Origin of the sequence: Brevundimonas fontaquae (genome assembly GCF_017086445.1) — a bacterium.
Classification (GTDB): domain Bacteria; phylum Pseudomonadota; class Alphaproteobacteria; order Caulobacterales; family Caulobacteraceae; genus Brevundimonas; species Brevundimonas fontaquae.
This window is the reverse complement of sequence record NZ_CP070968.1, coordinates 2911942-2936894: the sequence shown is the minus strand read 5'-3', so window position 1 is coordinate 2936894 and position 24953 is coordinate 2911942. Positions and strand designations below refer to the sequence as shown.

At 66.3% G+C, this 24953-nt stretch carries 22 protein-coding genes; 8 read left to right on the top strand and 14 right to left on the bottom strand.

The genetic code is table 11. The features are described 5' to 3' along the window. Positions 1–24: 24 nt before the first annotated feature. The 4 genes from JX001_RS14305 to JX001_RS14290 are packed head-to-tail and all read left to right on the top strand — an operon-like array spanning position 25 to position 4318. Positions 25–1836 carry a methyl-accepting chemotaxis protein gene (locus tag JX001_RS14305; protein ID WP_205681509.1) on the top strand — a complete coding sequence of 604 codons (1812 nt, stop codon included), beginning with the start codon at positions 25–27 and terminating at the stop codon, positions 1834–1836. Continuing rightward, the gene (locus JX001_RS14300) at positions 1836–2348 is read left to right on the top strand and encodes a chemotaxis protein CheW (RefSeq protein ID WP_205681508.1); all 513 of its coding nucleotides are present in this window, start codon (positions 1836–1838) and stop codon (positions 2346–2348) included. The genes JX001_RS14305 and JX001_RS14300 overlap by 1 nt, the downstream gene beginning before the upstream one ends. A 34-nt stretch (positions 2349–2382) precedes the next feature. Then, complete coding sequence (locus tag JX001_RS14295; RefSeq protein ID WP_205681507.1) at positions 2383–3237, top strand: CheR family methyltransferase; 855 nt, start codon at positions 2383–2385, stop codon at positions 3235–3237. 4 nt (positions 3238–3241) lie between these two features. Beyond that, positions 3242–4318, top strand: coding sequence for a protein-glutamate methylesterase/protein-glutamine glutaminase (locus JX001_RS14290; RefSeq protein ID WP_205681506.1), 1077 nt, complete (start codon positions 3242–3244; stop codon positions 4316–4318). Between the two features lie 56 nt (positions 4319–4374). Here the strand turns inward: JX001_RS14290 and JX001_RS14285 are convergent, their stop codons facing one another. From JX001_RS14285 to JX001_RS14270, 4 genes are all read right to left on the bottom strand, one after another. Continuing rightward, positions 4375–6135 (bottom strand): hypothetical protein, encoded by a 1761-nt coding sequence (locus tag JX001_RS14285; RefSeq protein ID WP_205681505.1) that lies wholly within the window; start codon positions 6133–6135, stop codon positions 4375–4377. Positions 6136–6378: 243 nt separating this feature from the next. Beyond that, positions 6379–8853: a TonB-dependent receptor gene (locus JX001_RS14280; RefSeq protein WP_205681504.1), complete on the bottom strand. Its 2475-nt coding sequence runs from the start codon at positions 8851–8853 to the stop codon at positions 6379–6381. Further along, positions 8840–9793: a FecR family protein gene (locus JX001_RS14275; protein ID WP_205681503.1), complete on the bottom strand. Its 954-nt coding sequence runs from the start codon at positions 9791–9793 to the stop codon at positions 8840–8842. Before JX001_RS14275 ends, JX001_RS14280 begins: the two co-directional genes overlap by 14 nt. A gap of 109 nt (positions 9794–9902) precedes the next feature. After that, positions 9903–10430 (bottom strand): RNA polymerase sigma factor, encoded by a 528-nt coding sequence (locus JX001_RS14270; protein ID WP_241004666.1) that lies wholly within the window; start codon positions 10428–10430, stop codon positions 9903–9905. Between the two features lie 198 nt (positions 10431–10628). Between JX001_RS14270 and JX001_RS14265 the strand changes: the two genes are divergently transcribed. Both JX001_RS14265 and JX001_RS14260 read left to right on the top strand, forming a co-directional pair. Then, positions 10629–11594 (top strand): glucosamine inositolphosphorylceramide transferase family protein, encoded by a 966-nt coding sequence (locus JX001_RS14265; RefSeq protein ID WP_205681502.1) that lies wholly within the window; start codon positions 10629–10631, stop codon positions 11592–11594. Between the two features lie 2 nt (positions 11595–11596). Next, complete coding sequence (locus JX001_RS14260) at positions 11597–12745, top strand: glycosyltransferase family 4 protein (protein WP_205681501.1); 1149 nt, start codon at positions 11597–11599, stop codon at positions 12743–12745. Between the two features lie 9 nt (positions 12746–12754). Here the strand turns inward: JX001_RS14260 and JX001_RS14255 are convergent, their stop codons facing one another. Then, positions 12755–13345 carry a class I SAM-dependent methyltransferase gene (locus JX001_RS14255; RefSeq protein WP_205681500.1) on the bottom strand — a complete coding sequence of 197 codons (591 nt, stop codon included), beginning with the start codon at positions 13343–13345 and terminating at the stop codon, positions 12755–12757. 103 nt (positions 13346–13448) lie between these two features. Next, the gene (locus tag JX001_RS14250) at positions 13449–14858 is read right to left on the bottom strand and encodes an SLC13 family permease (RefSeq protein ID WP_205683207.1); all 1410 of its coding nucleotides are present in this window, start codon (positions 14856–14858) and stop codon (positions 13449–13451) included. An 89-nt stretch (positions 14859–14947) separates the two neighbouring features. Here JX001_RS14250 and JX001_RS14245 point away from each other — a divergent pair, with 89 nt between their 5' ends. Beyond that, entirely contained in the window at positions 14948–15763 is an 816-nt protein-coding gene (locus JX001_RS14245; RefSeq protein ID WP_205681499.1) for a hypothetical protein, read from the top strand. 22 nt (positions 15764–15785) lie between these two features. Here JX001_RS14245 and JX001_RS16350 read toward each other — a convergent pair whose 3' ends face one another. The 6 genes from JX001_RS16350 to JX001_RS14220 form a co-directional block, all read right to left on the bottom strand. After that, positions 15786–17015, bottom strand: a complete 1230-nt coding sequence (locus JX001_RS16350) for an AAA family ATPase (protein WP_241004848.1) — start codon at positions 17013–17015, stop codon at positions 15786–15788. Continuing rightward, complete coding sequence (locus JX001_RS16345; protein ID WP_241004665.1) at positions 17012–17977, bottom strand: GumC family protein; 966 nt, start codon at positions 17975–17977, stop codon at positions 17012–17014. The genes JX001_RS16350 and JX001_RS16345 overlap by 4 nt, the downstream gene beginning before the upstream one ends. An 81-nt stretch (positions 17978–18058) precedes the next feature. Next, entirely contained in the window at positions 18059–19342 is a 1284-nt protein-coding gene (locus JX001_RS14235) for an outer membrane beta-barrel protein (protein WP_205681498.1), read from the bottom strand. A 22-nt stretch (positions 19343–19364) separates the two neighbouring features. Next, complete coding sequence (locus JX001_RS14230) at positions 19365–20339, bottom strand: SDR family NAD(P)-dependent oxidoreductase (RefSeq protein WP_434082620.1); 975 nt, start codon at positions 20337–20339, stop codon at positions 19365–19367. After that, positions 20339–21661, bottom strand: coding sequence for a UDP-glucose dehydrogenase family protein (locus tag JX001_RS14225; RefSeq protein ID WP_205681497.1), 1323 nt, complete (start codon positions 21659–21661; stop codon positions 20339–20341). The genes JX001_RS14230 and JX001_RS14225 overlap by 1 nt, the downstream gene beginning before the upstream one ends. Before the next feature lie 235 nt (positions 21662–21896). After that, positions 21897–22688, bottom strand: a complete 792-nt coding sequence (locus JX001_RS14220) for a PhoH family protein (RefSeq protein WP_091752533.1) — start codon at positions 22686–22688, stop codon at positions 21897–21899. Between the two features lie 310 nt (positions 22689–22998). Between JX001_RS14220 and JX001_RS14215 the strand changes: the two genes are divergently transcribed. Beyond that, entirely contained in the window at positions 22999–23526 is a 528-nt protein-coding gene (locus tag JX001_RS14215; RefSeq protein WP_205681496.1) for a gamma carbonic anhydrase family protein, read from the top strand. Here JX001_RS14215 and JX001_RS14210 read toward each other — a convergent pair. Next, entirely contained in the window at positions 23521–24453 is a 933-nt protein-coding gene (locus JX001_RS14210; protein WP_205681495.1) for a bifunctional riboflavin kinase/FAD synthetase, read from the bottom strand. The two genes, JX001_RS14215 and JX001_RS14210, sit on opposite strands and share 6 nt — an antisense overlap. After that, complete coding sequence (locus JX001_RS14205) at positions 24453–24914, bottom strand: MaoC family dehydratase (protein WP_205681494.1); 462 nt, start codon at positions 24912–24914, stop codon at positions 24453–24455. The genes JX001_RS14210 and JX001_RS14205 overlap by 1 nt, the downstream gene beginning before the upstream one ends. Positions 24915–24953: the final 39 nt, after the last annotated feature.

The following is a 24953-nucleotide window of genomic DNA, read 5'->3' as shown; positions in this document are numbered from 1 at the left end:
GACATCACAAAAGGGGGCTCTGAAATGCGCTTAACGATTAAAGCAAAACTAGCCGGGGCCTTCGCCGCCGTCCTGGCGATCTCCATGGTTCTGGGGGTGGTCGGCGTCATGAAGATGAGCGCGGTCAACGACCAGTCGACCGTCATCACTGAAAACTGGATGCCGAGCATCGACGCCATCCACAGCATCAACACGGCGACCTCGGACCTGCGGGCCCAGCAGTACACCCACATCACCTCGACCGATCCGGCGCGCATGGCCGCAGTCGAGAAAGACATCGCCGCCACGCTCGACACGATCAAAAACGAACGGACAAGCTATGAGGCCCTGATCTCCTCGAACGAGGAGCGCGCGCTCTACAATCAGTTCGCCGGCAAGTTCGACAATTATCTGCGGGACGGCGAGCGGATGCTGAGCCTCTCGCGCGCCAATCAGAACGAGGCCGCCGCCCAGACCATGTTGTCGAGCAAGCCGCTCTATGACGACATGTCGGCCGATCTGCTGAAGCTGGTCAATCTCAACGTCGACGGCGGAAAGGCCGCCAGCGTCGAGGGCGATAAGGTCTTCGCCGAGTCCCGCGCCCTCTTCATCGCCCTTGTCGTCGCCGGTCTGGTCATTGGCGTGATCGCCGCCCTCTGGATTTCCCGCACCGTCACCTTGGGCCTTCGCAAGGTCTCGACGGCCATCGAGGCCGTCGCCATCGGCGACCTGGATCAGGACATCAAGGTCACGACCAATGACGAGATCAAGGATCTGGTCGATACGGTCAACCGGATGACGGACAATCTGAAGGCGACGGCCGCCATGGCGGACGAGATCGCCCAAGGCGATCTGACGGTCCAGCCCAAGCCTTTGTCGGACAAGGACACCCTGGGCCTGTCGCTGCAGTCGATGGTTGAGCGTCTGCGCGGCGTCGTCTCCGACGCCCTGTCGGCCGCCGACAACGTCTCCTCGGGCAGCCAGGAACTGTCGGCCACCTCGGAACAGATGAGCCAGGGCGCGACCGAACAGGCCGCCGCCGCCGAACAGGCCTCGGCCTCGATGGAAGAGATGGCCGCCAACATCAAACAGAACGCCGACAATGCGGCCCAGACCGAGAAGATCTCGCGTCAGTCGGCCAAGGACGCCGAACTGAGCGGCGAGGCGGTGACCCGCGCGGTGGACGCCATGCGCACAATCGCCGAAAAGATCGGCATCGTGCAGGAGATCGCCCGGCAGACCGACCTGCTGGCCCTGAATGCGGCGGTCGAGGCCGCCCGCGCCGGCGAACACGGCAAGGGCTTTGCAGTGGTGGCTTCCGAAGTCCGCAAACTGGCCGAGCGCAGCCAGACGGCCGCCGCCGAAATCAGCTCGGTCTCGGGCGACACGGTCAAGGCGGCCCAGGAAGCCGGCGACATGCTGCAACGCCTGGTCCCCGACATCCGCAAGACCGCCGAACTGGTCTCGGAAATCTCCGCGGCCTGCCGTGAACAGGACGTGGGCGCCAATCAGATCAATGAGGCCATCCAGCAACTGGACAAGGTGACCCAACAGAACGCCGGCGCGTCCGAGCAGATGTCGGCGACCTCCGAGGAACTGGCGGCCCAGGCCGAAGAGCTTCAGACGTCGATCGCCTTCTTCCGCACGGACTCCGCCGGCGGCCGGCCTGCCGCCCGCGCCCCCGCCCGCGCCTCGACCTTCAAGGCGTCGGCCAGACCCGCCGGCCGCCCCGTCGCCAAGTCGAGCCCTGCCAAGTCTCCGGTCCACGTCCAGCAGGCGCGGGTGAAAGGCTTCGCCCTTGACCTGACCAGCGGCGGCGCCGATGCCGAGGACATGGACTTCCGGGAGAGCGCCTGATGTCCGCGCCTGGCGAAAAACGAGCCGCAGCCGAAGGGCAGTATGTCACTTTCGGCCTCGGCGCAGAGGTGTTCGCCACGCCGGTCGGTCTGGTCAGGGAAATCCTTACCTATCAGACCCCCTCGCGCATCCCCAACAGCCCCGCCTATCTGCTGGGTCTGACGGATGTCCGCGGTCAGGGCGTTCCCACGGCGGATCTTCGGATCCGCCTGGGAATGGCCCCGGTCGACCCGACGTTGAACACCCGCATCCTGGTGCTGGACATTGCGCTGGAAGACCGAATGCTGAGCCTGGGTCTGGTCGCCGACCGCGTGTTCGAGGTCACGACCTTCGCCGCCGACCAGATCGAGCCCGCGCCTGATTTCGGGATCAAGTGGCGATCGGACTACATCTCCGGCGTTGTGCGGCGGGATGATGGTTTCGTCGTCCTGATCGATCTGCCCCGCCTGCTGTCCACGACCGGCGAAGCCGCAACCCTGGCCGACATGGCCGCCGTCGACCAAGCCGCCTGATCGGCGCCCGCCTCTTAGAATTGAGAGAGAACCCTTGTCCCAAGCGGCGCTAGAACGGTCCGCCCCCGCACCCGATCAGATCAGCGCCCGAAACTTCGAACGGCTGGCGCGCTACATCTACGATTACAGCGGCATCAAGATGCCCTCGTCGAAGCGCACCATGCTGGAGGGGCGGTTGCGTCGTCGACTTCGCGTCACGGGTCACGAGACGTTCGACGGCTATTGCGACTATCTGTTCAAGGACGACGGGCTAGAGACCGAGTCCGTGTTTCTGATCGACGCGGTGACGACGAACAAGACCGACTTCTTCCGCGAGCCGCGACATTTCGACTATATGGCCAGCCATGTGCTGCCTGACTTCAGGGCGGCGGGACAACGCCGGATCCGGGCCTGGAGCGCGGCCTGTTCGACCGGCGCCGAACCCTACACCATGGCCATGGTCATGCAGACCTTCGCCGAACAGGCGGATGGGCCCGATTACCAGATCCTGGGCACCGACCTGTCGACGGAGGTGTTGGAGACGGCGCTGCGTGGGATCTATCCCGACGAGATGCTCAACGCCGTGCCTGCCGACATGCGACGTTGGGTGATGAAGGCGCGCGACGCGCGGCGGCGCGAGAGCCGCATTCATCCGTCGCTAAGGGCCAAGCTGTCCCTGGCGCGTCTGAACCTGATGGACGACACGTACGCCGTGGGCGACCCCTTCGACATCATCATGTGCCGCAACGTCATGATCTATTTCGACAAGCCGACCCAGTCCAAGGTGCTGAAGCGCCTATGCGCTCGTCTGAGGCCCGGCGGCTATCTGTTCATCGGCCATTCCGAAAGCATCACGGGCATCGATCTGCCGCTGGTCACCGTCGCCAACACCATTTTCCGGAAGACCTGACGTCATGCCAAAGGTTCGCGTTCTGGTGATCGACGATTCCGCCAGCGTTCGCCAGACCCTGGTGGACGTGCTGTCGGCGGACCCCGGCATCGAGGTCATGGGCGTGGCCTCCGATCCCTTCGTGGCCGCCCGGCGCATCGCCGAAGACGTGCCTGACGTCATCACCCTGGACGTCGAAATGCCGCGGATGGACGGCATCACCTTCCTGCGCAAACTGATGTCCCAACGGCCGATCCCGGTCGTCATGTGTTCGTCCCTGACCGAGGCCGGGTCGGAAACCCTTATGCAGGCGCTGGAGGCCGGCGCGGTCGATATCATCCTGAAGCCGCGCATCGGGGCGGCGGATCATCTGGCCGAGAGCGGAGACCGCATCCGCGACGTGGTCAAGGCCGCCGCGCGCGCCCGCGTCGGCGCCCGACGCCCGACCGCCCGGACCCTGGATCCCGGTACGAAGCTGACGGCCGACGCCATGCTGCCGCCCCCCAGCGGGGCGGCCATGGCCCGCACCACCGAAATGGTCGCCTGCCTGGGCGCCTCCACCGGCGGCACCGAAGCCCTGCGTGAAGTCTTGCAGGCCCTGCCGGCGAATGCGCCCGGCATCATCATCGTTCAGCACATGCCGGCCGGTTTCACCGCCGCCTTCGCCAAGCGCCTGAACAGCCTGTGCGAGGTGGCCGTCAAGGAAGCGAGTCACGGCGATCCGGTCCTGCGCGGCCATGTGCTGATCGCGCCGGGCGACAAGCACATGCTGCTGGAACGTCAGGGCGCCCGCTATCAGGTGGCGATCAAGGACGGCCCTCCTGTCTCGCGTCACCGCCCCTCGGTGGATGTCCTGTTCCGCTCCGCCGCGCGCGCGGCCGGCCGCAACGCCATGGGGGTCATCATGACCGGCATGGGCGATGACGGGGCGCGCGGTTTGCTGGAACTGAAGGACGCCGGCGGCGTGACCGTGGCTCAGGACGAAGCCAGCTCCATCGTTTTCGGCATGCCAAAGGAAGCCATCGCCCGCGATGCGGCGCAGAAGATCATGGGGCTGGAGCATATCGCCCGCGAGATCATGGCGGTCGACCGCTCGCGCTGACGGCGATCCGCGCTCGGTGTAGCCAGCCTGCCTATCGGATGCGGTGCGCCCGCAGCTCAGAACAACAGGTCGGCGAACTCGTCTTCCTCTTCGGCAGGGGCGGCTTCGACGGCTGCCGCCGTAGCCTCGGAACCTTCAGCCTCGTGGACGTCCTTTCGCGCCACGGCGTATTGCGCGTGGATCAGCCGTTCGCGCGCCATCGTGTAGCAGCGCCCGATCTCACTCATGGCGTCATCAAGGGCGGCTTCGATCTCGGACAGATCATCGACCTCCGGTCCCGCCGCTTCGGCCAGGGCTGCTGCGGCGTCGTGCAGGGCGTCGCCCATGTCCGCCTTTAGACCCAGTTGTTCGGCCGCCACGGTCAGCGACTGGGCCGTCGCCACGCCCTGATCGCTGAGGCCGCCCAGATCGTTGTCGACCACATCCGCCGCCTGGCGCAGTCGGGCGCGAACCCCGACGAGGCGATTGGCGTCGATGCGCTCATCCTGGGCGCCCCCGGCAGACATATGATCCGCCACGCCGGCAAGGGCGTTCAGCGAATTGAGCGTCAGGTCGGCCTCTTCCTCCAACAGCCCGGCGTGACTGCTCAATTCGATGGCGATAACGCTCAAAGGCTTGCCGATATCGCCCAGACGATTGGAGCGCAGGCTGCTGTTGATCGCCATCTGCTGAATGTCGCGCTTGACCCCCTGAATGGCGCCGACGCGATGCGACAATGCCTCGACCGCAGAGACGGTCTCGCGGCTGATCTTGTCGGCGTTGACCATGGCGGCCGTCACGTCGCCGACCAGAAGGCCGGCATGACCCAGGCTCTCCTCCAACTCTCGCAAGCCGCCCTTGCCGTTCTGCTCGGACAGATCGTTCACGGCGATGATCTGGGCGGTGTCGGCCGCCATGTCGCTCAGGCTCTGGGTGACCTTGCCGGCCTCGGCTTCGAAATCAGCGGCGATGTCCGACATCTGGGCGGCCAGCATATGCAGCAGCCGCCGCTCGGCGCGATCGCGCGCCTCTTCGGGCAAGTCGGTCTGGGCCACAAGTCGGCTGGTCACGCGCAAACCCAGTTGAACGTGTTCGACGCGCTGACGCGTGATGTCGCCGATTTGCAAGGCCATCAGAGCCTTGCTGACCTTGGTTTGAATGCTCCGGGCGATCGCCGCAGTCGCTCGGGCCACATTGGCGATACGGGTATGCTGTTGCTGAATGTCGCGGGCGTCGATCGCAAGTCGGTCGGGCACGACGGGGATCAGGGCGTTGTATTTGCCGCCGAGGCTCTGTTCGAACTCAAGCGCCTGCTGCAGGCGCGCCGACAGATCTTTCAGTTGATCGGCCAGCTCGTCCAACTGGCCCACGCCGAGATCCAGTTGGCTGCACATCCGTTCGGCGAAACCGGCGAACTCATCCGAGGCGCGAATTGTCGAGCCGGCCGTGATCTTCACATTGAGTGCGAAGGCCCGAAGATAGCGAAGCGTGGTCCGCATCGACTCGATGTTGGACCCGAGTTGCTCACCGGCGGTCTTGATGTTGGCGAAGTAGGCGACCCGCTCATGTTGCGCCTGGGGTAGAGCATTCAGGCCGTCGGCCGTGGACAGAAGCTCCTGGGTCGTGTTCGAAACCGACTTGGCGTCCAGCGTGACCTCCAAGCGATCCAGAGACTCGATCAGTCGCCCCACCATGTCCAGCGATCCCGCCAGCCGCTCTCCGGCGTCGGAAAAGCGCCTCTCGATCAAAGCCCGCGCCGTTTCCAGATGATCGATGACGCCGGCCGCCTGCATGGGCGGCGCCGCTGTGAAGGCGAAGGGTTGGCTTGGGACGCTCACTAACAATCTCGTTCCGAACGTTGATCTGCAGATCGTATTCGAAACTTACCAACCGCCGGTAAACACCGACGCGGCGGCAGCGCCAATGTGAGCGTTGCGATCAGATTGACCCGGTGTGGAGGGCGTTGGCCGCGTTCCGGGATATGAGGTTCGCCTAGACTTCCTCTCGCGGAACCGACCAGTCCGAACCCGCTGTCGGCGCCGACCCTGTTCGGTCTGGCTCGCGACATTCGCGCGCCCTGGCTAGCGCGCCGTCCACGTCAGCGTCAGACCGATCGTTCGAGGTCGGAGAGGCGTTATGGCCTGGGCGTCCGGCAGTCGGAACGGGTCGCTGTAGGCGAAGGTGTTGGCCTTGGTGTCGAACAGGTTGTCCACGAACAAGCGTGCGGTCCAGGCTGAGGCCTCGACGCCCAGCGACAACCGCCCTGTCGCATAGTCGCCCATCCGATGCTTCTGACGTCCGTCAAAGGTCAGGCGGGAGGCGCCGACGTAGGACAGGCCGCCGTCTGCGAGCAGGTGCAGTTGCTCGCGAAGCGGCTGACGCCATGTGAAGCCCAGGTTAGCGGACGTTCTGGGCACGCCGGGCAGTCCCGCGTTCCTTCGCGAATCGAACTGGACGTTTGGATCGGTGATGCGCGGATCGGCGATCAGGCCGTTGGCGAAAACCTCCAAAGCCTCGAATGGACGCCAGTTCGTCTCGACCTCCACGCCCTTGTCGGCGCCGTCGCCGACATTGACGACGTAGGCCAGGCCGCTGGGCAGAAACTGGTCGCTCTGCACATTGCGCCAGCGCGCGGCGTAAGCGGCGGCACGGACGCGGGCGCGTCCGTCCGGCGAGCGGTATTTCGCGCCGATCTCGACGTTCCACAGCGCATCGGGCTGATATTCGCGGGCAGGGGAATCGGCTGCCCCGCTAAAATCCTGGCCAATAACGCCGGCCGTGTTGAAGCCGCCGGCGCGGTGTCCTTGGCTGATCTGCGCCGACAGGTTCAGCTGGTCGCTGGGCGTCCACGCCAGAGCGAGCTTGGGGGTCAGGCCTGCGGACTCGCCATGTCCGTCGAAAAGCCGCGAACGCCGGCCTTGGATGACCGAGGACGTGGTGTCGTACTCCAGCACATAGTAGCGCGCGCCGGCCGTCAGCGTCAGGTCATAGGGCAGGTCCAGCGATGCTTCGCCGTACAGGGCGGCCTCGTCGAGACGGTCGCGTCTGTCTTCGGAATAGACCGGGTGCGGCGCCGGCGTCAGGGCGGCCAGAATGGGGGCGGTGTGCGTGGTGCTGGACGACGCCAGAGCGCCGGCGAGCCAGCGCCAGCGACCGATATCCGGTGAGGCGAGGTTGGCTTCGCCGACGACGAGATGGATGTTTTTGCTCTCGTCGAGCGCGCCGATCCGCCAGCCGGAACCGAAACGCCGCAGGGCGCTTGAGGCGTCGTAGCGGCTCTTGAAGCCATGTTCGACCACGGCCAACGACGCATTCATTCGGCCCCAGCCGCCCTGACCTTCGAGAGAGCCCGAGAACTGATCGAAGCGGTTCTGATGCGGCTCGCGCACCAGGTTCGCGCGTCGAAAGGGGCCGAGGCCCCGGTAGACGTAGTGGGTGTCTTCGGTGACGATCGACTGATGCACGACACCGGCGCGAGCGGTCCAGCCTGGCGAGATTTCCAGCGCCGTCGACAGTCGACCGCCGCGTCGCATGCCGTCGTTGACCCGCCTGAGCTTCAGTTCGACGTCGTTGATATAGCCGCTGTAGGTTTCGCCATAGATCGCCGCGCGGATCGCGGCCCGATTACCGGCGACCGGGACGTTCGCGATAAGGGAATAGTCCGAGTTCCAACCGCCGCCCCCGGTGCGCGACCGGGTCGCGGCGAGGGACAAGGCTTCCTGCCCGAAGGCCGGGGCACGTGTGACGATGCGCACGACGCCCCCGATCGGGCCGGTGCCGTACAGCGTGCCTTGGGGACCACGCAGCACCTCCACCCGATCGATGTCGATCAGCTTCAGATCCGGATCGGGCGCGGCATAGGTGATCGGCGTCAAATCAAGATAGAGGCCGACGGTGGATTGGGTCAGGCCGGTGAAGACCCCGTCCGAGACTCCGCGCAGCAGAATCTTGTTCCGACCAGGGCCGAGGTTGGTCACCGTCATTCCGGAGACGAAACTGTCCAGTCCCTGCATTCCTGTGACCCCGGCGCGGGCGATGCGTTCGGCACCGACCGCCGTCATGGCCGACGACGAAGACTGGATCAGTTCAGGACGGCGGGGGGCGGTCACGACGACCTCGCTGACCTGAGCCACGTCTTCGGGCGGCGCCACAGGAGCAGTGGGGCGTGGGGCGATTGGTCGAGCGGCAGCGGACGCCGCGCTCAATTGCCTGCTGATGATCACAGCGCCGTCTTGGCGAATGGCGTGGCGACATCCGCTGCCCGCCAGCAATCGTGTAAGGGCCGCGTCCAGCGACATTCGGCCGTTGATCGCGGGGCCGAAGCCTGAACACGCCGTGACGCTGCCTCCCAGAGACACGCGCGCCTGAAGCGCCAGATCCAGCAGCGCGCCGTCGATGGGTTGGCGTGGAATGTAGAAATCCAAGGCGCGCGCATCGGCATAGGCCGGCGTGCTCAGCGCGGTCGTCGCAAACAGCAGCAGGCTGGGAAGGAGGGCGGCGGCGTGTGGCTTGGAAAGGCCGGGAAGTTCGGGCCGCCAGGTCTTAACCGGCCTCACGCGCGGTGACGCGGACTCCGCGCGCCGAGACATCCACGCGGACGGGAACGAAATCCTGCAACTGTCTCAACATCACGGCCTCGTCGCCAATACGCAGGGCGCCCGTGAACCTTAGCGCCTGGGCCGACCTCGATAGCACAACAGGTTTGTCGAGATAACGCGAAAGATCGTCGGTGACATCCGCGAGCGGACGATTGCGATAGACCAGCACGCCTTGCCGCCAGGGCGAAGCCTGATCTGGCGCGACGCTCGACAGCGCAGGGGTTTGCATGCCGTGCTGCTCCAGCGCCTGGCCTGCGGTCAGCCGAACCTTCGGCGCGTTGACCGGTGAGACGGCGACCACGCCGCGTGCGACGGCGACTGCAAAGCCATCGCCGTAGTTCAGCACGTTGAAGGCGGTGCCGAGAACTTCGACCTGATGATCGCCTGCGGCGACGACGAAGGGACGGGATGGTTCGTGGACGATATCGAAAGCGGCCTCGCCCTGTGTCAGGGCGACCGACCGCCTGCCGCGTTCAAAACGGACACCCAGCGACGAGTGGCGGTTCAGATAGACGTGCGACCCGTCCTCCAGCGCGACGGTGAGCGGCGCGTCGGTCGTCGCGTAGGTTCGCCCGTCAGGCACGAGCCAGAACGACAGACCGACCGCCAGCGCGACGCTGGCGGCGACGCCAAGTCCAGCCGCGAGCCAGGACGTGCGGCCCTTCGTGCGGCCAACTCTAGCCTCGGCCAGGTTCACGACGGGCGCGATCACGGGCCGTGGCGCGGCGACGTCCAGATCGACCCACAGGCTCTCGATGGCGTCATAGGCGGCGACATGCGCCGACGAGGCCTCGAGCCAGTCCTGGAAATCGAGCCAGGCGGATTCGGGCGCATCGTCGTCACGCAGGGTGACGAACCAATGCCGCGCCTCTTCCTCGATGTCGGTCTGTGCGCTCATCCGATCCCGGCCTGGCCGGCCGCCGAGCGACCTGCCTCCTGATGACAAGACGCCGCCGCCAAGCCGCCACCTTCAGACAGAGCCTCCAATAGGGCGAAAACTGCGTGCATCAGGGTTGAACCTTGCGAGCCAGGACGCGCAGGGCGTCCATCATGTGCTTCTCAACGGAACTGCGGGAAATGCCGAGTTGGGCTGCGACGTCGGCGTAGCTCACGCCCTCGAACTTGTGCAGCCGAAACACCGTCTGCGTCTTGGATGGCAGGGTTTCCAGGGCGGCGACGAGGCAGGCCAGTCTTTCACGACCGGCGACGACCGCCTCGGCGGATGGAGCGCCTTCCAGATCCTCGCTTGAGCCGACCTCATGGTTTAGCCGCCTCCATTCGCTGTCGCGGTGGACTGCGCGCTGACCGGAACGCCAACGGTCCATCAACAGATTGGAGGTCAGGCGAAAGAGGAAGGCGCGGGGATTGTCCGGCTGGATCGACGGATCAAGCGCGGCCACCTTGAGATAGATGTCCTGCAACACATCATCGATGTCGCTCGATGCACCGCCCAGCCGCGCGCGACAGAACCGGGCCAGATCCTCGCGCTGCTCGAGGTAGGCGGCGATCAGGGGATGCGCGGACGGCGCGGTCAAGCAGATGAAGTCCTCTCGTGCGCCAATCCCGGGCTCGCCTCCTCAATGCCGTGACGATTTTCGTGAGGCAAGGGTCGCTCGGCGCCGTCTTGACCATGAAGGCGCCGTGCCACGGCGACGAGCAGGACCAAAATGCGCAGGCTGGTTGGACACGACGACTCCACGGTGCCGGTCTTCTCGGCCAGCTAGGGCGTCGTCATGTTCGATCTCTGGCGCTCAGGCTTCATCCGCCGACCCTTAAGCAGCTTCATTGACCATGAACTGCGCGCGGACGAGATCGTCTGGCTGCCGGACTGCGGCCCTCATGCCTATGTCGCGGACCCGTTCGGGATCACGCGCGACGGCGTGCTGACCCTCTTCGTCGAGGCGTTCGACTATTATGTGCGTCGAGGCGAGATTCACTATCGCCAGTACGACGCCGACGACCGGCTGGTGGGGCAGGGCGTGGCCCTGTCCGAGCCCTGGCACCTGTCCTATCCGAGCCTGATCGAGGATGGCGGCGAACTCTACATGCTGCCCGAAGGCTACAAGAGCGGCGGGCTGATCCTGTATCGCTGTGTGCGTTTCCCGGATCAGTGGGAAGCGGTGGCCCGCATCGGCGAGGCGGCTGCGATCGACGCGACGGTGGTCAAGCACGACGGCCGGTGGTGGATGTTCCATGCATTGTCGGGGCCGGACGACCGGGCGATGCGTGAGTTGCACATCGCCAGCGCGGATGCATTGACTGGTCCCTGGACGCCGCATGTCGGCAATCCTGTCATGCGCGGATTCGAGACGTCCCGACCGGGCGGTTCGGCCTTCGTCCACGGCGGCGCGCTTCATCTGCCGGTTCAGGACTGCGCATCGACTTATGGCGCGGCCATCAATCTTTTGCGGATCCACACGCTGACCCCGGACGCGTTTTCGGCCGTGGTCGTGAAAAGGTTCGAGCCGGGCCATCTGCTGGACGGATACGGCGACGGCTTTCACACCCTGTCGGGTCACGGCGACGTCACCTTCATCGATGTGAAGGGCATCCGCCGGTCGGCGGCGGAGCCATGGCTGAAGGCCGGCTTCAAGGCGCGTCGCCTGTTGGGCCTCAACGGTCCGCGCGGTCGCCGCGCCACCGGCGCCGCCGTTCATCCTGAAATCTTTTCGACCGTCTCCGTCCGTAAGCAAGGTTGACCATGCGTATCGCCGTCGTTCTGCCCCGTGGGTGCAGCTTCTGTCCTGGCAAGGACAATTCGATGGAGACGGTGGTTCGCACCCTGGCGGCGCACAGCCGGCTGAATCGCTCGATCACCCTGATTTGCGACGACGGCGCTGCCCCGCAGCCTGACCTCAACATCCAGACCGTGCCGGCCGGCCTGGGACGCAAGGCGCGAAACGCGGCGGTGGCGTCCATTCTGCGCGCGGTATCGCCGGACATCGTCGAATATCATCAGCAGCTGAAGATGGCGTCAGAACTGGCGCGCCGATTTCCGGCCGCCGTTCATGTCCTGTACCGCCACACGCGCATAAAGCCGGCCAAGAACGTCATCGAAGCCTTCCGCTATGGTCGTCGCCTAGCGCGCTTCAACCGGCTGGTTTTCGTCAGCCAGGCGGCGGGGCAGGAGTTTGCGGAAGACTATCCGCGTCTGGCGGACCGGGTCGCCTCGGTCTGCAACCCGATCGCGATCGAGGCCTGGCGCGCGTCGCCGGACACGCGCGAGAATCTGATCCTGTTTTCCGGCCGCGCCATGCGCGACAAGGGTCTGGACCTGTTCTGCGTCGCCCTGGCAGAGACGCTTGATCGTCATCCCGACTGGCGCGGCGCCCTGATGCTGGGCGACTGGGAGAAGCATAGGGACTGGGCCGCGCCGCTGATCGGCGCGCTGGATCGGTTCGGCGACCGTGTCGAAATTTACAAATCCGCGTCTCTGGACGAGGTCCGGGCCGTGACGCGTCGCGCGGCCATCGCGGTCACACCGTCTCGCGTTCGTGAGGCGATGGGGCTGGCGGCGTTGGAGGCGCATGCGGCGGGGGCGGCCCTGATTTCGTCCGGACGCGGGGGTTTGCGCGAAGCAAGCGGCGAGCACGCCATCTACGTCGATGTCGAAAACGCGGAGCCGCTCACGGTGGCGATCAACCACCTCGTCGAAAATCCGGAGGAACGGCTGTCTTTGGCGCGCGCGGGCCAGGCGTTCGTCGAACGTGTGCATGCCCCCGCCGCCCGCGCCGCCGAACTGGACGCCCTTCGCGAGACCTTGGCGGATCGGTCATCCTCGGGCCGGTCGCCGTCGAGCGCTCGCGGGTCTTTCGGTCAAATGCGAGAAGGGACGCAGTCCGGCGCCTGAGCCGGCCGCTCAGGCCTTGCGAACGAAGCTGTCGTAGACGTGGGTCACGGCGTCAAACAGGACGCGTGAGGATCGGTCGCCCAGCGGCGCCGGATCGAAGTGCGCCTCGGTCAGGCCTGCCGCGACGGGGTCGCTGATCTTATCTGTGTTCCAGCCGAGCAGCAGCCGTCCGCTGGGCCGAAGGATGGCGGCCAACGCCTTCAGCGCCTGTTGCTGCTGTTCGGAACTGTCGACGCCATAGCCCAGCACCCCATTGCAGACGACGGCGTCGAAGCGCACGTCGGAGAAAATCCCGTCCGCCTCACAGACGTCGCCGGTGCGATGCCGGCCGCTTCGGCCCCAGCGCTCGGCTGTGGCGTCAATATCGGTTGTCCAGACTTCTCCTCCGCCGCCTTCCAGCGCGGCGTAATCGTCCAGCGTATATTCGCGGCACCCGACCCACAGTATGCGGCCGCCCTCTGCGGCCAGGGCGGGGACGTAGCTTTCGGCCATCACGCGCCGGTCGGGGAGGGCGCGAATGCGCGCCGCCTTGGCGGACCGTCGTTTGCGATCGGCGTCCTTGCCGAAGATCAGCGTCCTTAAGACCGTTCCCATACCCATGCGCTTCCCCTCGCCTTGCCCCACAAGGTTGGTAGCGAGCAGCGGATCGACTGCCAACCATCGCAAGGGCGTTTTGGGCCTGTCGAAAAAGCGGGGCGGGTGTTCAGAACGGGAAGAAGATCGGGATGGCCACCATGGCGGCGACCCAGGTGATCAGGTTCAAAGGCAGGCCGACGCGCACGAAGTCCATGTAGCTGTAGCCGCCCATGTTGAAGACCAGCACATTGGTCTGATAGCCGAAGGGGGTGGCGAAGGCCGCCGAGGCCGCCATCATGACGCAGACCAGGAAGGGGCGGGGATCGACGCCCAGGCTTTCGGCCAAGGCCACGGCGATGGGCGTGATCAGGACCGCGACGGTCGCATTGGATAGCAGTTCGGTGGCGAACAGGGTCACGCCGTACAGCACGATCAACGCCCCGAGCGGGCCGAGCGGACGGATGAACCCGATCAGACGGTCGGCGCCGGCGGAGGCCAGACCGGTCACCTCGATCGCCGTGCCGACAACCACCATTCCCGCGATCAGCAGCAGGATTTCGGGCCTCAGTCCGGCGTAGGCTTCTTCGGGCGTAATGACCCGAAGCAGGATCAAGGCGACAGCGCCGGCGAAGGCGGAGGCGGCGATGGGCGCCCAGCCGAGCGCAGCCGAGATGATCACCAGAACGAAGATGCCCAAGGCGATCATCGCCGGGCGAAGTCGGAATGGCCGGTCCGCCGCGCTGTACAGATTAATGTCGCCCAGATGCGCGTCGCCGGAGCCATCGGCCTGATTGCGGGATCCGCCAAGACGGGGAAGGCCGAATGGCAGGCGTCGCCGGCGTTTTGAAATTGCTTCGGCTTCGGCGCGCTGCCGCGCCTCCTCCATCTCCGCCAGTCGTGCGGCTTCCGCCTCGTCCATGGCGACGGACCGACCAAGCTGGCGGGCGCCGACGAAATACAGCCACAGGCCGCCGACGACGGCGATCGCCAAGCCAACGGGGGTTATCTCGAAAAGGCCAAAGACGGGCTGTCCTGCGTTGCGCGCCATGTCGTTGACCAGGAGGTTGGTCGAGGTGCCGATCAGGGTCAGCAGCCCGCCCATGACGGTGACATGGCTTAAAGGCATCAGGAAACGTTTGGGCGACAGCCGAAGCGACTGGGCCACGTCGCGGATCACCGGCGCAGCCAGCACCACCACCGGCGTGTTGTTCAAGAAGCCGCCGACCGATCCGCAAAGGCCGATGACGATCCAGATGCCCCTGGCGCCGATCCTCGAGGCCAGCTGTGTGGCCTGGCGGATCAACCAGCCAAGCAGCCCCGACAACTCGATGGCGTAGGCGATCACGAATAGGCCGGCCAGGGCGATGACTGCGGGACTGGCGAAGGCGCCCTGGACCTCGACAGGCCGAACGACACCCAGCAACAGCAGCACCGCCGCACCGGTCAGGGCGACGACATCGGCTCGGACCTTGCCATGAATGAGGACGCCGACAACGCCGACAAGAACGGCGAGCGCCGCGATCTGATCGAAAGTCATGATGCCGTGCAGACCGTCCCCCGTCTCTCGCGTCAACCAATTTCGTGAGATCGGCTCCCTCTCAGCGGTTCACGTGCTAGGGTGGTTCCATGCTCGAACCGATTGTGCCGCCTCGTCCATCGGTCGTCGCGCTTGCGGCGTCCCTCGTTTTTCTAAGCGCCTGCCAGCGTGACCCGACCGCCGCAAGCGCGCCTGTTGCGGAGCCGGCGCAGACCCCGGTCGTGACCGTGGCGCCCGCGCCAATCTTGGACCGCGCGAGCCTGCTTCAGGCCATGGACATCGCCGCCTCTGCGTTCGCCGCCGGGCAGGAGGTCGCAGGCGCGTCTCTGGCCGGTCGACGCTTCGTCGTGCGCCAGGCCTTCGGCTGTGGTGGTCCCGCAGTGAATGGACCGTCGCAAGCCGGTTTGGCGAAAGTGACATGGAGCGAGGATCGCGAGAGCACGAAACTGACTCTGACGCCCGGCGACTGGTCGCAATCGGCCTTGATCGCGGGTGACGCTGAAACCTGGGAAGCGGCCGAGGGCTTCTGGTTGGCCCGCCCCTGGCTGCGCGTCGATACCTGTCCGGCGATCCAGGGGGGCGCCTCGCCTGAAGCCCCATCGGCGGCCCAGACCATGGGTTTGGCGGCTGTTTTCAAAGAAGGCGGGTCCAGGACCGTGAGGCGCAACGGCCGGGCCTATGAGGCGACGCTGCGCGCCGAAGGCGATCAGCCTTTGAAACCGTCCGCGCAAGGCTATCGCCTGGTGCTGGAGGGACGAATGACCGCTTTCGCGGACGGTCGCGCCATTCGCTGCCGCGCCGTGGATGCGGATCAAAGGCCGGTCTGCATCGGCGCCGTTCAACTCGACCGGGTCGCCTTCGAGGACGCCGAGGGCAAGACGTTGAGCGAATGGCGAGAAGGCTGAGGGCGCTGACGCCCCGTTCCCATCAGGCGGCGTAGTATTTGCGATAGGCTCGATAGTCGTAGTCGTGGTGGCCGTAGTGCTGACCGGCCTCCGCCCGGACATCGACCTGACTGAGGGTGACGCCGGAAAGGCGAACACCGGATTGGCTGAGGATGCGGATCGCGGCGGCGACGGCGCGCGCGGGGGTTTTTCGCCAGCGGGCGAGCAGGATGACGGTGTCGGCCTTGGCTGACAGGATGCGGGCGTCGGCGAGGACCAGGACGGGCGCGGTGTCGATGACGATCAGGTCGAAGGCCTGACGCAGGTCGTCGAGCAGGGCGGTCATCGGCGGGGCGCCGAACAGGTCGTCGGCCGACAGGCCTGATCCCGACAGGGGTAGAACCTGCGCGCCGGAGGCCGGGTCCAGCACCAAAACGTTTCGCCAGGCCGCTGCGCCATGCAGGACCTCGGCCAGGCCGTGGTCGGGGTTCAGGCCCAGCATTCGCGTCACGCCGCGCCGACGTGGGTCGCCGTCGATCAAGAGAATGCGTCCGCCGGAGCGCGCGGCGACACGGGCCAGACAGACCGCTGTGGTGGTCTTGCCTTCGCCGGGCAGGGCGGAGGTGACGGCGACGATGCGCGCGGACGGCTCGCCCACCACGCTGACGATGGGGGTGATCGAGGTGCGCAGCGCCCGGAAGGCCTCGGCGAAGACCGACAGGGGGCGTTGGACGACGAGGTCGATCGGATGCAGCGTTTGATCCTCCGCCGTCGCCACCGATGAGGCGAGGGGAACGGCGCCGACGACGCCGACGCCCAGCCTGCGCTCGATGTCATCGGGGCCGCTGAGGCCGGTCTGCATGGCGTTGGAGATGATGACGGCCCCGGTTCCCGCCGCCGTGCCCAGCATCAGGCCGAGCGCGAGGCTGATCATCAGGTTCGGCGCGCTTTGCGCGGTCGGGGGCGTGGCGCGCGAGACGATGCGGGCGTCGGCCTGTTCGACGCCGATCTGGGCGCTGGTCTCGCGATAGCGATCCAGGAAGGCGCGGTAGATGGCGCGGGCGGCTTCGGCCTCGCCCTCAAGTTCGCGCAGACGCACGGAGGCGGCGTTGTTGTCGGCCAGGGCGCCGCGCGCGGCGTCCAGGCTGGACTGGACCGAGGCGGCGCGTTGGCGGGCGACTTGGGCCTGGGCGTCCAGGTTCGAGACGACACGGCGGATCTCGGCCTGGATCTGCGCGTCGATGTCGGACAGCTCCTGACGAGCGCGGATCATGTCGGGGTGCAGCGGGCCATAACGGACGGACAGGTCCGCGACGCGCGTGCTGATCGCCGCGCGCTGGCCGCGAAGGTTCTGGACGACGGGAGAGGACAGGGCCTCGCCGACATCGTCGCCGTTGGAGCCCGCCGCCATCTGGGCGCGGGCGGTGCGCAGGCGGGCCTCCTGTTCGGCCTGCTGTGCGCGGGCCAGGGCGGTTGCTGGTTGTAGGCCGAGATCTCCTGCTCGGTCAGGGTGGCGCCCTGGGCGCTGAGCAGGCCGTTGTCGATCCGGTAGGCGGAGACCGCGGCGTCGGCGGCCTCGACCTGGCGGCGCAGATCTTCCAGCCGGGCGCCCAGGAAGGTGTTGGCCTGGGCGTTAGCGTCGAACTTGGCGGTGAGTTGAGACTGGAGATAGGCGTCGGCGAAGGCGTTGGCGATGCGGGCCGCCTTGGTCGGGTCTTCGGACGTAAAGCTGATCGCCATCGAGTAGGTCAGGCCGACGCGGCGCACAGTCAGGCGTCGCCGGACGGCGTCGATCACCTGTTGACGCTCGATCTGGCCATCGGTCGGCGCAGGCGTGGTGCGCGGCAGGTGTTGGGTGAGGGGCGAGGATCGCAGGCGGGCGTTGAACTCGGGATCGCGGATCAGGCCCAGCGTCCGCACGACCTGGGCGGCAAGCTGGGTTGACTTCAGAACTTCGACCTCGGTGTCGACGATGGCCGCCTCGGCGTCGAGCGCCGACAGCACGGCCTGTCCCGCCACGACCTGTTCCTTGCGAGTATTGATCTGGAGGCTGGCGGTCGCAGTATAGACGGGAGGCTGGCCCAGCATCAGCGCCAGCACGATCAGGCAGACAGCCGCTGCGACAGCGATAAACAGGCCGAGACGACGCCGGAAGGCGGCGATCAGGGCGTGGAGGTCGATGGCGTCGTCCGCCGGCTGGCCGGGACCGCCGATCGCGGTGTCGTGGTAGGTCATCGCGCCATCGAACGGTGATCGTCCCGTCCAGTGGTGCGATGATGCCTTCAGGTTGTCAATCTTCGCGCTGTGGCCGTGTGCTCAGAACTGCGAAACGACCGCGACGGACAGGCGCGTCGAGTGATAGCTCGGCCCTGCAACCGCGCCGGACGAGGATTGGTCGAGATAGGTCAGACCGGCGGTCAGGCCATAGCGACGGTTGAGGCGATAGACGGCGCTGAAGCCGGCGGTAAAGCGCGTGTCCGTGCGGTCAAGGCCGTTGTAGTCGTCCTTACTCAACGCCGTTTCCGCCGTCAGGATCAGGTTGCGCAGCAGTTCGTGGTCCGCGCCGATCGACACGTCGGTGCGCAGGGCGCCGGCCGCGCCGATCACGCCGGTGTCCTCGACGCTGCGCGCGGCGGTGGCGGTCAGGGTAGTCAGTTGCGTCGGAAACCACGACAGGCGAGCGCGACCGCCGAAGCCGTCGAGATCGCCATAGGTCGCGTCCTGGAAATCCTGGCGGATGTATCCGGCGGCGACCTCGCCCCGGATCAGCGCGCCCAGCTCAAAGTCCACGCCAGCCAAGGCTTCGTGACCGGAAGAGGATCGTTCCGGCGACCCTGCTAGGTTGCGATAATCGCGGTCATCGCAGGCGAGCTGAAAGAACAGGGCCGTCGCGGGGGAGAGGGCGTAGTCGGCGCGGCCGGTCAGGCGGACGGCGGTGCGATCCCGGTCGTCCTGTTCGATGACGGCGCCGGCGTCGCTCAGCCCATCGCGATAGTCATAGCGAAGAATGGCGGCGTCGGCCGAGAGGCGCAATCGACCCCGCGTGCGCGTCGCCGCCAGCGAGGCGGAGGCCAGCTCGAAGGCGATCGGGCGGCGAGCGGCGGGATCGGAACCGGCGGCGGTGCGGGCCTCGTGATCGTGGGCGTAGTCAGCGGCCAGGGTGATGTCGACGCCTCGAACGATGTCGAGACGGCCGGCGCCGCCCAGGCTCCAGTCGGTTGTGTTCTCGCTGTCGAAGTCGAGGTTGCGGTCGATCTCGGCGCGGGCGCGGGTTTCAAACGCGTGGCGCGACCAGTTGGATCGGATGACAACTTCAGGCGTCAGGCGCAAGGTTGTTGCAGGCTGAGGATCGTCTTCAGCCGCGAAGACATTGCCGTCATGGACGACGCCCGACTGAAGCCGGGGAAAGACCGTGAAGCCGCCGGCCCGGATGCCGAGCGGGTCATAGGCGGGTTGCGGCCGGTCGCGCACGGCGACCGCGCGGTTGCGAAAGAAGAGGTCGATTTGCGCGTCCTGAGCCGAGCGCAAAGCCTGGGCCGTGGCGTCGGTTGCGCTGAACAGCATCAGGGCGGCGCCGGCCGGCAGGATTTCGCGTCGCATCGGCCCCCCAAGCCTTCTTGCGTCAACCGTTCTCGTATTGACGCCACCAGGCGACGAACTTTTCCAGTCCGATCTTCAGCGGGGCTTGGGGCTGATAACCGCACAGGGCGTTCAGCTTTGAAATGTCGGCATAGGTGGCGGTGACGTCGCCGGGCTGCATCGGCCGCATGATCTTGTTCGCACTGACGCCCAGCGCGGTTTCCAGCGTGGAGATCATCTCCATCAGGCCGACGGGCTGGCTGTCGCCGATGTTGTAGACCTCATGAACGCCCTGCGCGGGGGGACGGTCCAGAACGGCGACCACGCCGTCGACGATGTCGTCGATATAGGTGAAGTCGCGCGCCATCTTGCCTTCGCCATAGACCTCGATCGGCTCGCCGCGCACGATCTTCTGGGTGAAGCTGAAATAGGCCATGTCGGGCCGGCCCCAGGGGCCATAGACCGTGAAGAACCGCAGCCCCGACTGCGGAAAGCCATAGAGCCTGGCGTAGCTCTGGCTCATCAGTTCGCACGAGCGTTTGGTGGCGGCGTAGAGCGAGACGGGATTGACCGTCGGGTCGTCTTCGCGAAAGCCCGACCCCTCCAGCGGCCGGTCGCCATAGACCGAACTGGACGAGGCATAGACCAGGTGGGTCACGTCATTGTGCCGCGCGGCCTCCAGCATCGACAGATGGCCGGCCAGGTTGGACCGCTCGTAGGCGAAGGGGTTCTCGAGGGAGTAGCGGACCCCGGCCTGGGCCGCGAGGTGGACAATCCGCTTGACCCCGGCATCCGCGACCAGCGCACGCATCTGCTCGTGGTCGGCGATGTCGGCGCGGACCATCTTGAAGCCGTCTCGCCCTTCCAGCCGGGCGGCGCGGGCGGCCTTCAGGCGCGGATCATAGTAGTCGTTGAAGACATCGACGCCGATCACCTGCTCGCCCCGGTCCAGCAGACGCTCGGCGACGTGCATGCCGATGAAGCCGGCCGCGCCCGTGACGAGGATCGGCCCGCCCATCAGCCGCGCCCGATGCCCATGTAGCGGAAGCCGCGATGCTTCATGTCTTCGGGTCGATAGATGTTGCGCAGATCGACCAGGACCGGCTGTTTCATCAGCAGTTTGATGCGGTCCAGATCCAGGGCGCGGAACTGGTCCCATTCGGTGACGAGGACGACGGCGTCGGCGCCGACGACGGCGTCATAGGCGCTGTCCTTCATCTGGATGTCCGGCAACAGCTTGGCGGCCTCGTGCATGCCTTCGGGATCGAAGGCCTGGACCGTCGCGCCGGCGGCGATCAGGGCAGGCGCGATGTCCAGCGACGGGGCGTCACGCATGTCGTCGGTGTTCGGCTTGAACGTCAGGCCCAGGAGGGCGACCGTCTTGCCTTGGACGCTTGCGCCCAGGGTTGCGGCGACGCGGTCGGCCATGGCCTTCTTGCGGGCGTCGTTGACCTCGACCGTGGCCTCGATCAGCTTTGTCGGCGCGCCGTATTGCTGGGCGGTGCGGACCAGGGCGATGGTGTCCTTGGGGAAGCACGAGCCGCCATAGCCGGGGCCGGCGTGCAGGAATTTCGAGCCGATGCGCTTGTCCAGACCGATCCCGCGCGCGACCTGCTGGACGTCGGCGCCGACGGCTTCGCAAAGGTCGGCCATCTCGTTGATGAAGGTGATCTTCATCGCCAGGAAGGCGTTGGCGGCGTATTTGATCAGTTCGGACGTGCGGCGGCCCACGAACAGCAGCGGGCTCTCGTTCAGGTTCAGCGGGCGATAAAGTTCGCTCATGACCTTCTGCGCGCGGCCGCCAGCGTCGCCGGTCATGTCGTCGATGCCGATGACCACGCGGTCGGGACGTTTGAAGTCACCGATGGCGGCGCCTTCACGCAGGAATTCGGGGTTGGAGACGACGGCGAAGTCGGCCTTCGGATTGGTCTTTCGGATAATGGCCTCGACTTCGTCGCCCGTGCCGACAGGGACGGTCGACTTGGTGACGACGACCGTGAAGCCTTCGATCAGGCCGGCGATCTCCTCGGCGGCGGCGTGGACGTAAGACAGGTCGGCATGGCCGTCGCCGCGCCGCGTCGGCGTGCCCACGGCGATGAAGACGGCGTCGGCCCGGCGAATGGCCTCTGCGCCGTCCAGGGTGAAGAACAGTCGACCTTCGCGCACATTGGCGGCGACCAGATCATCCAGCCCCGGCTCATAGATCGGGATTTCGCCCCGCTCCAGCCGCTCGATCTTGGACGGGTCCTTGTCGATGCAGGTAACGACATGGCCGAAGTCGGCGAAACAGGCGCCGGACACCAGGCCCACATAGCCCGTCCCAATCATCGCTACGCGCATCGAAATCCCTCATCAGCCGCGAGCCGACCTTTAGCGGGTGAGCGCGGCGGGGGACAATGGGCGTTTGGCCCAATCCGTCAGATCGTCCCTCGCCGTCATTCCGGGGTGTCCGCAGGACGAACCCGGAACCCAGGTGGCTCGCATACAGCGTTGAACGCATAGGGTTGCGCGTGCTGCCCTGGGTTCCGGGTTCTTCGCTACGCTCAGCCCCGGAATGACGACCTAAGCCAAATCTTCAGAGGACGCCGATCATCGAGGCGACCAGCGGGTGACGGACGATGTCGCGCTCGGCCAGACGCACCACGGCGATGTCGGGTACGGCCTCCAGTCGAGCCGAGATGTCCGACAGGCCCGAGATGCCGGGCAGCAGGTCCGACTGCTGCGGATCACCCGTCACCACCATGGTCGAATGCCAACCCAGGCGGGTCAGTAGCATCTTGAGCTGGACGTAGGTGCAGTTCTGCGCCTCGTCGACGACGATGAAGGCGTTGTTCAGCGTGCGGCCGCGCATATAGCCGACCGGGGCGATCTCGATCAGGCCTTCGGCCATCAGCGCCTTGACCCGCTTCATCGACAGACGATCGGACAGGGCGTCGTAGAGCGGGCGCAGATAGGGAGCCAGCTTGTCTTCCATGTCGCCGGGCAGGAAGCCGATGGATTCGCCGGCCTCGACAGCAGGGCGGCTCAGGACGATGCGGCCGACCTTGCCCGCCTCCAGCGCCTCGACCGCCTTGGCGACGGCGAGGTAGGTCTTGCCGGTGCCTGCCGGACCCAGCGCCATGACCAGGTTGTGGTGGTCGATGGCCTCCATCAACTCGCCCTGGCCCTCGGACTTGGGCTTCAGCGTCTTCAGATAGCCTTGGTCGCGGTCGTCGTTCGAAGGATAGGGCGACCATCCTGATCGCTCGTTATGCGGGGCGTGAAGCCGACGAACTTTCGACTCCTCCATGAAATCACGCGAATCCAGGATTCCGTGTTCACGCGTTTGACGCTTGGTTGCAGCACGCTTGGTCATGGACGCCTCCAGGGCATGAAAAAAGGCGGACCCGAACGGGCGCCGCCTTGGATGGTCTTGGGGAGGAAGAGGTCGCGGCCTGCCCAGCGGCGGCCCGGATCGACAGCAGGGCCGTCTGCAACGGGGTGCGCCCGCCGCCGAACAACCGAACCAGGATCCCAACGCGCCACGCGAAAGCCCCGACTTGATGACCGGATCGGGCTTGATCCGGTTTCGGATCCGGGGCCGAAATGGCGACCCACGAATCGCATCAACAGAATGATGCTATCGTGGTTAGCGATCCGTTAAAGCCCTCGTTTTTCAAAGATTAGGCGGTGTACAGATGACCATTTACGCCTTGGGCGACAGCAAACCACAGCTTCCGCCGCAGGGCGAATACTGGGTGGCGCCAAGCGCATCGGTGATAGGGAATGTGATTCTCCATCCCAACGCCAGTGTCTGGTTCGGCGCCGTGCTGCGCGGGGACAACGATCCGATCACAGTGGGGCCTGACAGCAACATTCAGGACGGCAGCGTGCTGCACACCGACATGGGTTCGCCGCTGACGCTGGGGCGCGGCGTGACGGTGGGACACAAGGCCATGCTGCACGGCTGCGAGGTCGGGGACTACAGCCTGATCGGCATCGGGGCGGTGGTGCTGAACGGGGTCAAGATCGGCCGAAACTGCATCATCGGGGCCAATGCCCTGATCACAGAAGGCAAGATCATCCCGGACAACAGTCTGGTGGTGGGACAGCCCGGCAAGGTGGTGCGGGAACGTGACCCGGCGCACATCGCCGTGCTGCAAATGTCGGCCGAACACTATGTGCAGAACTGGAAGCGGTTCGCGGCGGAGCTTCGGTCTCTATGATCGGCTGAGGATGGCCCGCGCCGCCGCCGCATCGGCGTCGATCTGGGTCTTCAGGGCGTCGAGACCGTCGAAGGTCTCCTCGCCGCGCAGCCAGGCGACCAGTTCGGTGTCCAGCGTCTGACCGTACAGGTCGCCGTCGAAGTCGAACAGCCAGACCTCCATCAGCGGGGTCTCCAGCGCATACATGGGACGCACGCCCAGGCTGGCCACGCCGTCGATCACCCGTCCGTCCGGCAATCGGCTGCGGGTCGCATAGACGCCGTAGGCAGGGCGCATATAGTCGCCGAGCGCGATATTGGCCGTCGGCACGCCGATGGTGCGGCCGCGCTTGTCGCCGTGGATCACCTCGCCGCGAATAGTGAAGGGGCGGCCCAGGATGGCGGCGGCGCGGGCCATGTCGCCGGCCTTCAACGCCTCGCGCACGGCGCTGGACGACAGTTTCAGCCCGTCCGCGTCATCCAGCCGTTCGGCGACCGAGACAGTGAAACCCAGCCGCTCGCCATAGGCGCGCAAGGCCTCGGGCGAGCCGGAGCGGCCCTTGCCGAAGGTGAAGTCGAAGCCGACGGCGGCGTGGCGAATGCCCAGGCCCTCAGCCAGAACCCGCTCGGCGAAGGCGACGTCGGTCATGCCGGCCATCTCGGCGTCGAAGGGCAGCAGGTAAAGGATGTCCACACCCAGCGGCGCCAGGGCCTCGGCCATCTGGTCGGCCGTCATCAGGCGAAAGGGCGCGGCGTCCTTCTGGAACCAGCGGCGGGGATGCGGATCGAAGCTGACGACGCCCAGCGGCGCGCCCAGCCGTTCTGCCGCGTCGCGTGCGCCGGCGATGACGGCCTGATGCCCGCGATGCACGCCGTCGAAGGCGCCGACGGCGACCGCCGCGCCCTTCAGCGCGTCCGACAGGTCGCGCCAGTCGCGGACAATCTGCATCAACGTTGGGACGGTTTGCGCCGGCGGGGGACGCGGACGACGGCGACGCCGTCCATGATCATGGTCTCGCCGACGAAGCCTTCGCAGCTGAGCTTGGCCCGCGCGCTCTCGGGCTCGACCTCGATCACGGTGATCAGGATGCGCACGACGTCGTCGATCCGCACCGGCTGATGGAAGGCCAGGGTCTGGGAAATGTAGATGGAGCCGGCGCCCGGCAGGATGGTGCCGACCACGGCCGATCCGAATGAGGCGCTGAGCAGGCCGTGGGCGATCCGGCCGCGATAGGCGGTCTTGGAGGCGAAGGCCTCATCCAGATGCACCGGGTTGAAATCGTCGGACGCCTCGGCGAACAGCCGAATGCGGTCCTCCGTCGCGACGACGATTTTCTCGGCCGCCATGCCGACGTGAAGTTCGTCCAGGATGTAACCACCGGACGGATGCTGCTGAACCAATTCGACCATGGCTGAGGCTTTAGCGGCGGTGCGACAAAATGGCGAGCC